Origin of the sequence: Moraxella sp. (genome assembly GCF_030525845.1) — a bacterium.
In the GTDB taxonomy this organism is placed as follows: domain Bacteria; phylum Pseudomonadota; class Gammaproteobacteria; order Pseudomonadales; family Moraxellaceae; genus Moraxella.
The window spans coordinates 1-13175 of sequence record NZ_JAUNDY010000015.1; the positions used below are offsets into that span (position 1 = coordinate 1).

The 13175-nt window shown below is 43.8% G+C and carries 13 protein-coding genes; 1 reads left to right on the forward strand and 12 read right to left on the reverse strand.

Annotated features, from left to right (window positions below; all coding sequences use genetic code 11):
* Nucleotides 1-3937 (forward strand): S8 family serine peptidase (locus tag Q4B79_RS06590; RefSeq protein WP_303085633.1); only part of this gene is annotated, 3937 nt, incomplete at its 5' end.
* Nucleotides 3938-3984: 47 nt separating this feature from the next.
* On the opposite strand, the gene Q4B79_RS06595 is transcribed toward Q4B79_RS06590, so the two are convergent.
* The 12 genes from Q4B79_RS06595 to Q4B79_RS06650 all read right to left on the reverse strand — a co-directional run bounded on the left by Q4B79_RS06595 (nt 3985) and on the right by Q4B79_RS06650 (nt 13171).
* Entirely contained in the window at nt 3985-4746 is a 762-nt protein-coding gene (locus Q4B79_RS06595) for a TSUP family transporter (RefSeq protein WP_303085634.1), read from the reverse strand.
* 182 nt (nt 4747-4928) lie between these two features.
* Nucleotides 4929-5915, reverse strand: a complete 987-nt coding sequence (locus tag Q4B79_RS06600; protein WP_303085635.1) for a malate dehydrogenase — start codon at nt 5913-5915, stop codon at nt 4929-4931.
* A gap of 175 nt (nt 5916-6090) precedes the next feature.
* Nucleotides 6091-6273: a zf-HC2 domain-containing protein gene (locus tag Q4B79_RS06605; protein WP_303085636.1), complete on the reverse strand. Its 183-nt coding sequence runs from the start codon at nt 6271-6273 to the stop codon at nt 6091-6093.
* Between the two features lie 9 nt (nt 6274-6282).
* Nucleotides 6283-6870, reverse strand: coding sequence for a sigma-70 family RNA polymerase sigma factor (locus tag Q4B79_RS06610; RefSeq protein ID WP_303085637.1), 588 nt, complete (start codon nt 6868-6870; stop codon nt 6283-6285).
* Nucleotides 6860-7498: a DoxX family protein gene (locus tag Q4B79_RS06615; RefSeq protein WP_303085638.1), complete on the reverse strand. Its 639-nt coding sequence runs from the start codon at nt 7496-7498 to the stop codon at nt 6860-6862. Before Q4B79_RS06615 ends, Q4B79_RS06610 begins: the two co-directional genes overlap by 11 nt.
* Nucleotides 7495-8280: a DUF2063 domain-containing protein gene (locus Q4B79_RS06620; RefSeq protein WP_303085639.1), complete on the reverse strand. Its 786-nt coding sequence runs from the start codon at nt 8278-8280 to the stop codon at nt 7495-7497. Before Q4B79_RS06620 ends, Q4B79_RS06615 begins: the two co-directional genes overlap by 4 nt.
* A gap of 2 nt (nt 8281-8282) precedes the next feature.
* The gene (locus Q4B79_RS06625; protein ID WP_303085640.1) at nt 8283-9188 is read right to left on the reverse strand and encodes a DUF692 domain-containing protein; all 906 of its coding nucleotides are present in this window, start codon (nt 9186-9188) and stop codon (nt 8283-8285) included.
* A gap of 16 nt (nt 9189-9204) precedes the next feature.
* Complete coding sequence (locus Q4B79_RS06630; RefSeq protein WP_303085641.1) at nt 9205-9414, reverse strand: DUF2892 domain-containing protein; 210 nt, start codon at nt 9412-9414, stop codon at nt 9205-9207.
* 9 nt (nt 9415-9423) lie between these two features.
* Nucleotides 9424-9810 (reverse strand): rhodanese-like domain-containing protein, encoded by a 387-nt coding sequence (locus Q4B79_RS06635; protein WP_303085642.1) that lies wholly within the window; start codon nt 9808-9810, stop codon nt 9424-9426.
* Between the two features lie 36 nt (nt 9811-9846).
* A complete protein-coding gene (locus tag Q4B79_RS06640) occupies nt 9847-11163 on the reverse strand; it encodes an FAD-dependent oxidoreductase (RefSeq protein WP_303085643.1) in 1317 nt (438 codons plus the stop codon).
* Between the two features lie 110 nt (nt 11164-11273).
* Nucleotides 11274-11690: a hypothetical protein gene (locus Q4B79_RS06645; protein WP_303085644.1), complete on the reverse strand. Its 417-nt coding sequence runs from the start codon at nt 11688-11690 to the stop codon at nt 11274-11276.
* A gap of 158 nt (nt 11691-11848) precedes the next feature.
* Complete coding sequence (locus tag Q4B79_RS06650) at nt 11849-13171, reverse strand: ArsB/NhaD family transporter (protein ID WP_303085645.1); 1323 nt, start codon at nt 13169-13171, stop codon at nt 11849-11851.
* Nucleotides 13172-13175 lie beyond the last annotated feature (4 nt).

The following is a 13175-nucleotide window of genomic DNA, read 5'->3' on the forward strand; positions in this document are numbered from 1 at the left end:
TAGAAAACAAGCTGAGGAGGAAGCCAGAAAGAAAGCCGAAGAAGAGGCAAAACGCCAAGAAGCTGAACGCCTACAAAAAGAGCAAGCCGTTCTTGACAAGGTTAATAAAGCCATCGCTGCCACCAAAAATGCAGCGGATGCTCTTGCCAACGCCCAAAACACGGCAAATACCGCAACAGGTCAAGCAAGCAACATCGCCACCGCCCAAGATGCAATTAATAACGCCAACACCGCCTACCAACAGGCAAACAACGCCATCAACGAGGCTAGCACCGCCCTATCCCAAGCCGAGCAGGCTTTGCAAGATGCCAAAAATGCCAATGCCAGCGATGAAGTTATCGCCAAAGCCGAACAAGCTGTTGCTGACGCTCAAAATGCCATCGCTGACGCTCAAAATGTTCGCACCCAAGCTGACAATGCTCGCAAATTAGCAGAACAAACTCAGCAGGCTGAAAAAGAAAAAGCAGAACAAGAGCAAGCTCAAAAAGAGCAAGCAGAAAAAGACAAACTCCAACAAATCATTAACACAGCAAATACCGCTCAAAACACAGCAAATAACGCTTTGACCGATCTAAATAACGCCAAAGCACTTGCTGATACCGCAGATACTCAGTCTCAAAAGCTCATTACTACCGAGCAGGCACTAGATAACGCCCAAAAAGCTCTGACAGATGCAACTGCTGCCGAAAAAATCGCCCAAGAAGCACTTGACAAGGCAAAACAAGCTCTGGTAGATGCTGAGGCTGTTAGTGCTGACAACGAAGCAATTACAGCCGCCAAAAATGCCGTAGCTAAGGCAGAAGAAGCCCTGCAAGTTGCTCAAACCATCAAAACCCAAGCAGAAGGCATCAGCGAGCAGGTTGCAACCACCGAAGCCAAAGCCTATGTCGCCCCTATCAAAGACGACATCATCAAGCAAAACAAACCTGATTACACTCGCACGACATCTGACAAGCTCATTGCTGCCCAACCTACACCTAGCGCTGACACCCTGACAGGCTACGCCGTCATGGATGACATGGTAGATGGTGAGGTTATTACCAATAAAACAGAGGCATTTTATGGTCTAAATCAACTTGATTATGCCAAAAAACTCCATGAACTCAAAACCACCATCGACACCACCGATTTGGCGGTTGGTATTATTGATACTGGCATAGACCCCAACAACTCTGATATGGTAGGGGCAAACCTTAGTGGCAACAACCTAGTCGCTTGCTCAGATGGCAGTCTAGGCACCCCGTGCATAGAGTCTTACGACTACACCAAATTTACCCCAGACCACCCACACGGTTCTCAGATGGCTGCTATTATCGCAGGCAATAACGGCATGACCAATGCCACGATTTATTCATACTCCGATGGTCATGACCCACAAACACTTAGCGAATTTGCAGGCAATAACGATAATGAGTTTATTGCCATGTCCAGAATTTACGACCAAAGCGGTGGCAAAGCTAAAATATTTAACAACTCATGGGGTTATATTTCTGAATCTGCCGACAAGGATGAATGGCTAACGTACGCCAAAACTCTTACCAATGGTACAGATACCGAAAATAGCCGAGACATCAGCGTACGTGCCATTCACGACCTTATCATAAATAAAGACGCTCTACTTGTCCATGCCACAGGCAACGAGGGCGAGAACGACACTTATGGCGAACGCCTAATTCCTACGCTAAACCCCGAGTTTAAGCGAGGATTTTTGGCAGTGTCTGCCCCTCGTGAGGACTTTGCCGAAGCCAACCACTGTGGACGAGCTGCCGAGTGGTGTGTGTCCGCCCCCTCTACTTCGTATAGCTACAAAAACAGTAGCGAACCAGAATACTATCAAGGCACCTCGCCTGCCACCGCACGTGTTACAGGCACCGCCCTATTGGTCAAGGGGGCTTATCCATGGATGAAAAACAAAAACTTGGTCGAGAGTATTTTAAGTACTGCCAAAGACTTTGATGACATTAAAGCTGCAAACCCTACCTATCAGTCGTTACAAGTAGTGCCAGAAACCGCACTAGACCCCAATAAAGAAACCTACGTTTCCGAAGATGAAAATGGCAATAAGGTATTCCTCCAAGCTGTTGATACGGCATGGCTTAACCGCACCATCGTCAATAACATCGGTGGCAAAAACATCACTCACGAAAGTGGCTGGGGCTTACTTGATACAGTCGCCGCCACACAAGGCTATGGTGGATTCTACTGGAATGATGTTGAGTTAGATACCACAGGTACAGATGTATCGGTATTTTCAAATAACATCAAAGGCGATTTTGGTTTTACCAAAGCAGGTAGTGGCAAACTTGTCCTCACAGGCGACAACACCTATAAGGGCGACACCATCATCAGCGGTGGCACCCTAGAAATTAACGGCAATAATAGCGCCTCCACTGTTCAACTCCAAAACGGCGAGCTGACCGGTTATGGCACATCAGGTAGTGTCGTACAAACAGGCGGTGCGGTAAATAACGAGGGCAATCTTACCATCGATGGCAACTATACGATGAATGAGAATGCCACCTTTAAAGCCAAATTTGGTAACCTCCTTACCGTAACCAATCAAGCAAAAGTCGCTGGCACACTCGACCTGTACGATGAAGTCCAGCAAACCGAACCACTTATTACCGCCTCAGGTTCAAAAACCACCGTACTTAGAGCCAAAGAGCTTAGTGGGGAGTTTACCAATGCCAAATCCAGTAACGCCCTATTTGACATCATTAAGGTGGAATATAGTGGCACGGTGGGGCAAGACGGCGTAACCACACCAAACGCCACCCAAAAAACAGACGTGGTCGTTAGCGCCAAGCGTAACGAACTAAGTAGCGTAGGTAGCAGCGCCTCGCAAAGTGCAGGACGTGCCACCGTTGAACGTAATCTTGATAAGGTACTAACTTCACTAGATATCAAAGACAGCGCAGGCACGCTGACCGCTAGCGAAAAAGCCTTTGCCACAAACCTTGCAAACGTTGTTTCATCTGTTACCAACAAAACACTACTTAGCACAACTGGCACGCCTGCCGTGATTGACAATCGCTACAACGAAGCGATGTTCGGCTTTGATCCAGCATTTTATGCCAATAACGCCGTACACACCATCGAACAAAGTAACACTCAGGCCACCAATTTTGCCAAAAGTATGGCGGATAACCCAAATGGCTTATGGCTAAACAGCACCTACCAAGAGTACGCACTTGAACTGCCAAGTAGCGATAGCGAGCGTGAGGTACGCAACCAGAGCATTGGCGTTGCCAAGACAGGCGAACGTGTGGGTGCTGGTTTACAGCTTGATTTGGGTCGTCTAGATTTAGACGAGCGAAATGGTAGCACCAAACACAGCGTAGACACTAATGCTGTTGCCTTGACATTGGGTGTAAGCACCGACATCGCCCAAAAAGCCAAAGGCACATTGTGGGCAAAAGCAGGCGTCCTAGAAAGCCAAGCCCAAAACAACACTCGTGATAAGCACAAATATGACGGCAATATCTATGCTGGCGGTGTTCATGTAGGCACAACCTACTCGCCTAGTGGCAATGTCAAAATCAAGCCCTATGCAGGTGTAAGCTACCACCAATATCAGCACAAAAGCGGTGCGTTTGATGATGGGGTCAGCCTCATCAAGGACATTGATGCAACACGCTGGCAAGGTACTGTGGGTGTGGATACCGAGTATCAAATTAACCCACAATGGCAAATCAAGGCAGGCATTCAATACGATAACGCCTTTGAACAAGATGCCAAAGTTACCAGCTCCTATACAGGTACCGACACCAATCTTGACTTTGATGCATGGGATACAGGCAAAGACAAAATCCAAGCCACCATCGGCACAAGCTATCAGATTGACTCACGCAACCGTATCAGCCTAGATTATGAACACTTTGAGAGTGAAAAATCAGACGGCGACCGTGTGCAACTGACCATATCCAGCCGATTCTAATCCCAACAAAAAACGGTTCTGATGAACCGTTTTTTATGTCTGTATTTTTATAAAATCCGAATGCCCTGAATGAGTGCATAAATCCCCAACGCCAAAAGCACCACCGAAATCACATGCCCAAAAACTTCTTGGGAAAGTCTATTCCGCACCTTTGACCCCAGATACACAAATACCATAGAAATGGCAATCACAATACCCAGCATTGCCATTTGTTTTTGGCTAAACTGCATGATGAGTGGCGTGAGTGTAAATAGCTGAATAACTTTGGTAATCAAAATACTCATGTTATTGATGATGACCATGTCTTGTTTTTGGCGGTCAGTCCCCAAAAGATAAATCATCAAAAACGCCACAATCGCATTCGTAACACCACCAACCACACCCACAATAAATCCTGCGATGGACATGGTTTTTTTGTCTTTTTTAAATTTGATTTTAAATTTGCTGTATTGGGTGGCGATATAGACAATCAGCGTAACACCCAAAAAGATTTTTAAATAACTGTCAGGGAAAAGCAACAACAACCGAACGCCAACCAATCCCCCCAAAAAGCTCATGACAAATAACCAAAAATACTCTTTGCCGTATTTAATCATATTGCCAATAATCGTGCCACCCGTACGGAGCATGATGAGGTTTAAAATAATACACGGCACGATGACCATCGCCACTGCAATTTTTAAAGGGTAAAAACTGGCAATAATCGCCGTACCAACAATGGGATAACCAAACCCTGCCACCCCATGAAGCAATGCCCCAAGCACAAAAAATACCATGATAATCCAATCATGGGTTTCAAAATCAAACATAAGCCACCTATTGACATTCAAAGATGGCAAATTATCGCAAAATTATCATAAAAAGTAATATTCATGATTTTCTACCTTATATTCTAAAAATGAATAAACAAGAACCCAAACCACACCAACCCACTTTTTGCACAAAAAAATAACACCCCAAAGGTGGGGCGTTATCAGATAAATTCACCAAATTATAGCAAATGAGCAATCGCATCACGCTCTTCGGTCAGCTCTTTTAGTGTAATATCAATACGTTCTTGGCTAAATGTGTCAATTTCTAAGCCTTGAACGATTTTGTATTCACCGTTTTCGCAGGTAACAGGGAAGCCAAACATCACACCCTCTGGAATACCATAAGAGCCATCCGATGGGATACCCATGGTTACCCATTCACCGTTTGTACCCAATGCCCAATCACGCATATGGTCAATGGCAGCATTGGCAGCAGAAGCAGCAGACGATAGACCACGAGCCTCAATGATGGCAGCACCACGCTTACCAACGGTCGGTAGGAACACATTGGCGTTCCATTCTTGGTCGTTAATCATCTCTTTAACAGACTCGCCATTGATGGTGGCAAAACGATAGTCAGCGTACATGGTTGGGCTATGGTTACCCCAAACGGTCAAGTTTTTGATGTCTTTGACCGCTTTGCCTGTTTTTTTGGCAACTTGGGTCAAGGCACGGTTGTGGTCAAGGCGTAGCATGGCGGTGAAGTTTTTCGCTGGCAAATCAGGGGCAGACTTCATGGCAATGTAGGCATTGGTGTTGGCAGGGTTACCAACCACCAAAACTTTGACATCACGGCTGGCGTGGTCGTTTAGGGCTTTGCCTTGTACGGTGAAGATTTTGGCGTTTTCTTGCAAAAGGTCGGCACGCTCCATGCCCGGTCCACGAGGTCTAGCACCCACCAGTAGGGCATAATCAGCATCTTTGAACGCCACATTTGGGTCGTCTGTACCAATCACATCGTGCAAAAGTGGGAATGCACAGTCATCAAGCTCCATAATTACGCCTTGTAGGGCTTGCTGAGCTTTTTCGTTAGGAATTTCAAGAAGTTGTAGAATGACGGGTTGGTCTTTGCCCAGCATTTCGCCAGAGGCAATGCGAAACAGTAGGCTATAACCGATTTGACCTGCGGCACCAGTTACCGCAACACGAACGGGTTGTTTACTCATAATACTATCCTTAAAAATTGGGGAATAATTTTGCGATTAAAAACCATTTAAAATCTGCAAAATCGCCCTAGTTTAGCACTTTTTTGGGGTGCTTGCAAAGGTTTTTTGCTGTCTGTCGCCACGCAAATTGGGCTTTTATGAGTTTTATTGTTATTTATGAATGCTAGTGCCTTCATTATTCCTCTTTATGCTTTTTGATAATTTGTTTTAAGGTTTGATTGTTTTTATCAAATTGTTTGCAATTTGGGCACATCATCAAATGAAATTTCAGCGTGATTTTTTGCGACCATGTTAAAGGCTCTTCTTGCGACAAACTTGCAAGCTGGGTAATTTTTTGGCAATTTTTTAGTTGTTTCATCATATCCACCTACACAAACCATTTTGCCGACAAACACATTTGCAACCTTAATCTTGCCCTGTATAATAATACATATAAATTTTGACGAGTGATGTTTAGGTTTTGGCAAATCTCATCACTGCCTAATTCTATATACTCTTTCATTAAAAAAGCCCTTGCCTGTTCTTTGGGTAGATTTTCTAAACATATTTCAAGTACTTGCCAAAATTCATTATTTTCAGCATTGTGATGAGGGTTTTGCCAACTGTCATCAAACGCATTGGGAGAGACGCCTTGTTGCCAATGCCCAATTTCATCAAACAGTGTGGCCAAAAACATTTCATCATCATATTCATCATTGATTTGACTTAGATGGGTATATCTTTTATTTTGGCGAATAAAGTCAGCAATTTTATTTTTTAAAATGGCAAAAACCCAAGTTTTAAAGGTAGATTTACCCTGAAAACTATCAGCATATTTTAAAGCATTTACCAGAGCATCTTGGACGACATCTTTGGCATGTTGTTCGTTGTCAAGCTGATTATAAGCAAAAGAAAACATGGACTCATATATTTCCTCCATACCGTCTTTATCAAAATGATGTAAGTTATTTGTCATTGTTCACTTTCTTAAAAACCCAATAATCAATACTCAAAAACCGTCCTGCCCCATAAATAATCAACACCAAAAGCATGATAAAATAAGTCATGCCAAACTCAATGCCGTTATTTAAAATGACAAAATTACCAGTTTCGGTAAGCCAATCATAATTGCCGTGCGTTTGCAGGATTTCACGGGCTTTATTTAGTCTTTGAGCTGCTTGTACTGAGTTGTCCAAACTTGCTTGACCAAAACCACCAAAAAGCTGGGCAATGCTTGTGCTAGGGTCGGTAGGGGTAATGGCATGCCAGCCGTTTTTGAGATGCACCGTCATCATCGCCACCGCCATAGTGATGGCAAGCATTATACCAAATAAGCGAGTTGCCAACCCAAAAAGTAGTGCCACACCGCCCACAAGTTCGGCGATAATCACCACAACCACCCAAAATGATGCAAAAGGCAGTCCAAGTCCCCACTCACTATTACCAAACCAATTGACCGTACTCTCAAAATTTTGATATTTATTTAGCCCTGCCATGATAAATACAGGAGCAAGATATAAACGAATGACAAAAAGTGCCAATACGTCAAAACTTTTTAATCTATCAGTCAAAACCAAATAATGATGTGTAAATTTTTTTATCATGAATGCTCCACATAACATACTTGATTATCAATCATGGTCGTCATTAATTCATCAAATGAAGAGTCAATCATGGATAACACCTCATCATTTAATTCAAAAGTTTTTTGTAATGCGTCAAGCAATTCATCACGATGAATATAAACAACACCTTGATTTGCTTTTTCTTGCAAAAATGTCAAAACCACAAAACTAAGCTGATTGATACTCATAAAAGCGGTTTTATGTTTATCATCATTTTTGCGGTAGACAATGATAAAATTAGGCTGTTTTTCTTTTGGTAAAAAAGATACACCAATATCAGATACCGCCCATTCATAATATAAAATTTGAACCGTTGGATTCATCAAGATGGTGTGATGATTATCTATTAGACAAGGTTTGGGATTGGTATTTGGCAGATTATCTACATACAGCTCAATCCATTCATAATGGGCAAGCTCTCCCAAAAATAAAGGCAAATCAAATCTTGATAGTACCTCATCGGTCAAATACGCCACAAACTGTTCGTTAATCTGACTAAAATAGGGGCTTGCCATGTCACCATGTTTGAGAAAATCTTTGATGAGATTTTGCCAAATTTCTATTCCAAAATGATTTTGGACGATTTGGCGACATATGGGAAAACATTGATTGACAAAGCCTGAAACATTATTATAAATCAAACTTTGGTATAACCTACCGACACGATTTGGCACATTATCTGTGTCATCATGGCGTTGTTTACGAATATAATCACCAAATTGACTCTGAAAAGCACGCAGATTGGGAATTTTGTCAATCATTTTTATGCCAATTTAAAGGTGGACTGATATTTGTGTTTTTGTTGGACTTCACGGATAAAATTCACTTCACTAATGAGTTCGCCAAGCTCTGGGAAGTTAAAATCACGCTCCAAACAAGTAGGGATTTTATCAGCCGTTTTACCAGTTTTGTCAAAAATCAGCCCATAAGCGTCATTTAACAACTCCCAAACACGCTCCACCACGCTGTCGCCATGCGTATCCACAATCAATCCATCATCATCCACATAATGTCCTGCCACGTGCAAATAGCAGGTGCGTTCAAGAGGTAATTCACGCAGATACTGATGTGGGTCAAAACCAAAATTTTGGCTATTGACAAAAATGTTATTGACATCTAAATGCAGCAAACAATCCGCCTCCGCCACCACTGCCGAGATAAACTCACTATCCGACATCTGGCTTTGGGGTGGTAGATAATAGTACGAGGCATTTTCTATGCCGATTTGGGTGCCCAAAATGTCTTGGACTTGTTTGATGCGATCAGCCACCCAAAATACCGCCTCATCAGTACAAGGAATGGGCAACAAGTCATACAAATGCCCTTTATCATCACTGCACCAAGACAGATGTTCGGTAAACAGATTCATGCCATGCGAGTGCATGAACTGCTTGATGTTTTTGACGTGAGCGACATCAAGCTCTTTTGATGAGCCAATGGACAATGACAAACCATGACAAATAAAATCAAAACGCTCGGTATAGGCTCTTAATGTTTTATCAAAACGTCCGCCCATTTGCCCTGCCGAATTAATCCAGTTTTCGGGCGAAACTTCAAAAAAATCAATCTGATTTAGATGATGAACCGCATTTATGTCATCAAATGACATTTGGGGCAATAACTCACGGCGAAAACCCAAGCCTGCACCAGATAAAGTTTTGTTTGTCATGGTTTATTTTTTCCAATTATTGAGGTTTATTATCATCGCTGTGGCACGTTTTACAAGTACTCATGCCCAAAAGATGATAAATGGGACAAAAATTAATCAAACCTGTCAAAAGTGGTACAAGTCCAATCACGCCCCACCAAGAACCAAAGGCAACACCCAAGCCAATAATGACCACACCCAAAACGATGCGTGCGATTTTGTCAGGTTTACCGACATTGATTTTCATGGCAATCCCCTAGCGGTAGCCTTGTTTGACCAAATCTTCATAACCACCATGATTGACCACATTGGTATAACCCATACCAATCAAAGTCTGGCGAGCGGTCTCGGCACGTCTGCCACTACGGCAATATAGGTTGATAGGAGCGTTTTTGTTGGGTTCTACACTTGCGATTTGGCTTGCGATTTTATCCACTGGGATATTTAGGCTGCCTTTTAGATGTCCTGCGTTAAACTCATCGGCAGTACGCACATCAATCCACACACCTTTAGCTTTGGGTTTGACATCTTGCACACTTTGACTTTGGGCAGGTTTGACAGTCTGAGCGTTGGTGGTTTGGGCGTTGGCACACGCACCAAGAGCAAACGTGCTTGCGATGATGATAGGAATGTATTTTTTCATAAAACACCTCTGATTTAAAGTCATGTCGTTTAAAAATTAAAATTGAGCAAACAAATCGTTGAGTGCTTCGCTGATGGTTGGGTGAGTAAATATTTGATTTTTAAAATAATCTGCCGTAACACCGTTATCCATAGCCAATTTAAATAAGTTGATAATCTCATGAGAGTCTTCGCAAAACAATGTAACGCCCAAAATCTCACGGCTGTCTTTATCAATAATCGCTTTTAATAGACCGTCTGTCTCCCCTGTGATTTTGGCTTTGACGACATTGACGGCTGGCATGGTGGCAACGGCATAATTTTTACCGCTTTGTTTTGCTTGATTTTCATTCATGCCGATTTGTGATAATGGCGGTGTGATGAAAACGCTGGTAGGAAAAACCTGACGGTCGCTGGTGTGCCGTGTGCCATCGCCATACAGATGGTTGGCGATGATGCGATAATCGTCAAGCGAGATATAAGTAAACTGCGGTGAACCTGCCACATCGCCCATCGCCCAGATGTTTTCTGCTGCTTTGAGTGTCTCATCACACACGACATGACCACGCTCTGTTAGTTTGACGCTCGTGTTTTGTAGGTTTAGTGCGTCTGTATTGGGTCGTCTACCCATAGCAACAAGCACCGCATCTGCCGGCAGAGTCATCTTGTCGGTGATGACATCGGTATGAGTGTCAAAATGCTCAAATTTTTGCAAATTTTGCCCCAAATGTAGCTTGATACCACGCCGATCTAAAAGTCCAAACACGATTTGGCGTACATCATCATCAACACTGGGTAAAAATTGGTCAAATTTCTCAATAAGCGTTACCTCACTGCCAAAATTGGCATACATAAAGGCAAACTCTAAGGCGATAAATCCTGCACCAATGATGACAAGTCGCTTGGGGGCTGTGTTGGCACTTTTGGATAAATTTAACAGCCCTGTACTGTCATGAATGCGTAAGCCGTCCACGCCTGCCACCTTTGGCATGACAGAGGTCGCCCCTGTGTTGATAAAAATCCTCTGGGCATGCACACGCTGACCTGTGGAAAGCTCTACGGTGTGATTGTCAATAAAACTTGCCTGTGCATTTACTACCGTAACATGAGACAAATCATCAAGTCGCTTAAAATTGGCTTCACGCAACGCACCAATCAGCTTGTCTTTGTTTGTCATGGCGGTGGCAAAATCGGTGTGCTTTCCTTCAAAGATGAGCTTTTTGGAAGGGATACAGCCGACATTAATGCACGTACCACCATACATTTGGGCAGATTGCTCCACCAAAATGGTCTCTTCACCATGTACATTAAACAATCCTGCAAGCGTTTTGCCTGCCTTGCCAAAGCCAATGATTAGGTTTTTGGTCTGTATCATCACACATCACCCAATGATTTTGTTGAAAAATTTAAAAAAGCCCCAGAGCAAGGACGAAATACGTCCAAGCCCCAAAATAAACCGTTTGTTTGGTTTACAGCTTTGTTAGATTATTTGGCGCCACCACAGCTGGCTGAGGCGTTTTTATCCGTGCTAGCACCACAGCTTGCCGAAACTGTTTTATCCGCACCAGCATTTGCACCACATCCTGCGTTGGCAGATTTGTCAGCACTGGCTTCTGCACCGCACTTACCCTCACCGCATTTGCCTTCGGCGGTTTTGTCGGTCATGGTAGCACTGCACCCTGCTTCACCACATTTTCCCTCGCCACATTTGCCTTCGGCAGTCTTGGTGTCAGTGGCAGTGTTAGTTTCAGGTTGGGCAGTACTTGCAGGTTGGGTTTTTTCGGCGTTTTGGTAGCCTTGTTCCATGGGCTTAGCTTCGGCTTTTTCTTCGCCACAAGCGGTTAGGGTAGTCGCCAAAAGACCTGCCATGGCAAGCCCTGTGAGTTTTTTGGTGTTTGACATCATATTCTCCAAAGTTAAAAAATAAGTCATCATAAAACCGCTTTATGATGATACTTAGACGTAGTAAGTGTAATTTTCTTACAAAAAAATTTCAAAATTATGGCAGGATCAATGGTTTTTACGCCAAAAACCCTGCCATTTTATCATTGGGCAGACACTTAAAAATATCGCCACACCAAATAACCGTGTGCCATCGCAATCATGATAAGCATGAGTGGGAAAGCGTATTTGGTAAACTGTATCATAGAAATGGGCTGTTTGGCTTTTTCGGCAAAGCCTGCCACCGTCAAGTTGGCAGACGCACCGATGAGCGTGCCGTTACCCCCCAAACACGCCCCCAGTGCCAACGCCCACCACACAGGGCTAAATTCTGTACCTTCTGGCATCTGAGTTTGGGCGGTGTGTAGCAGTGGAATCATGGTTGCCACAAACGGAATATTATCCAAAAATGACGACAAAATCGCCGACACCCAAAGCACCATCAGTGCCATTTTGACGACATCGCCACCTGTAATATTCATCAGTTCATTACCAAGTAAATCAAGTAGCCCACTATGTTCTACCGCACCGACAATGATAAACAGCCCCATAAAAAAGAAAATCGTTACCCACTCCACTTCGCCAAAAGCATGGTGGATTTTTTCGGCTTGATGTTCTGCATTCTCACCGCCAAACGCCAACAGCATCAGTAGACCTGCCCCTGATAGTGCCATCGTGCCAGGCTCAATGCCCAGTCCATGACCCACAAAAAACCCAATGATCACAAGGGTAAACACAAAGGCACATTTTTTGAGCAATGTCACATCGGTAATGGCATCACGCTCGTTAAACTGCATGATTTGGGAGCGAGCTTTTGGAGTGGTTGTCAGATTTTTGGCAAACATCATCACCAGTATCGCTGTGATGACCGCCAAAATGACCACCGCAATCGGTGCCATATGAATGACAAAATCGCCAAAGGTAAGATGAACTTTTGAGCCAATTAAGATGTTAGGCGGGTCGCCAATCAGCGTCCCTGCCCCACCAATGTTGGACGCCAAAATGGTGGAAAACAGATAAGGAAACGCCTTGATGCCAAGCTGCTCGGTAATCAGTAGCGTTACAGGCGTGATGAGTAGTACGGTGGTAACGTTGTCCAGCAACGCCGAAAAAAGTGCCGTGATGACGATAATCATCGCCAAAATCCCCACAGGACTTGCTTTGACAAGCTTAGCAGAGCAAATCGCCACGTATTGAAACACACCTGTCCTTGCGGTAATACTGACCAAAATCATCATGCCGATGAGTAGCCACAGCGTGTTCCAGTCCACTTTGGCAAGGGCTTCGTGCTGATTTAACAGCCCCAGATAAATCGCCAAACACGCACCGAGTATCGCCACAACCGCACGGTTGATTTTTTCGGAAATTAAAAAGCCATAAACAATAATAAGTAGTATGCCTGACAGCCACATATGGGCTGAGGCGTGATTTAGTAAGTCCATCTTT

What these genes read in the sequence shown, in the direction of transcription:
- Q4B79_RS06610 (WP_303085637.1), bottom strand. Translation starts at nt 6,870, where the DNA reads ATGACAAATAACTTACATCATTTTGATAAAGACGGTATGGAGGAAATA.
- Q4B79_RS06630 (WP_303085641.1), bottom strand. Translation starts at nt 9,414, where the DNA reads ATGAAAATCAATGTCGGTAAACCTGACAAAATCGCACGCATCGTTTTG.
- Q4B79_RS06640 (WP_303085643.1), bottom strand. Translation starts at nt 11,163, where the DNA reads ATGATACAGACCAAAAACCTAATCATTGGCTTTGGCAAGGCAGGCAAA.
- Q4B79_RS06635 (WP_303085642.1), bottom strand. Translation starts at nt 9,810, where the DNA reads ATGAAAAAATACATTCCTATCATCATCGCAAGCACGTTTGCTCTTGGT.
- Q4B79_RS06620 (WP_303085639.1), bottom strand. Translation starts at nt 8,280, where the DNA reads ATGATTGACAAAATTCCCAATCTGCGTGCTTTTCAGAGTCAATTTGGT.
- Q4B79_RS06605 (WP_303085636.1), bottom strand. Translation starts at nt 6,273, where the DNA reads ATGAAACAACTAAAAAATTGCCAAAAAATTACCCAGCTTGCAAGTTTG.
- Q4B79_RS06645 (WP_303085644.1), bottom strand. Translation starts at nt 11,690, where the DNA reads ATGTCAAACACCAAAAAACTCACAGGGCTTGCCATGGCAGGTCTTTTG.
- Q4B79_RS06600 (WP_303085635.1), bottom strand. Translation starts at nt 5,915, where the DNA reads ATGAGTAAACAACCCGTTCGTGTTGCGGTAACTGGTGCCGCAGGTCAA.
- Q4B79_RS06595 (WP_303085634.1), bottom strand. Translation starts at nt 4,746, where the DNA reads ATGTTTGATTTTGAAACCCATGATTGGATTATCATGGTATTTTTTGTG.
- Q4B79_RS06625 (WP_303085640.1), bottom strand. Translation starts at nt 9,188, where the DNA reads ATGACAAACAAAACTTTATCTGGTGCAGGCTTGGGTTTTCGCCGTGAG.
- Q4B79_RS06615 (WP_303085638.1), bottom strand. Translation starts at nt 7,498, where the DNA reads ATGATAAAAAAATTTACACATCATTATTTGGTTTTGACTGATAGATTA.
- Q4B79_RS06650 (WP_303085645.1), bottom strand. Translation starts at nt 13,171, where the DNA reads ATGGACTTACTAAATCACGCCTCAGCCCATATGTGGCTGTCAGGCATA.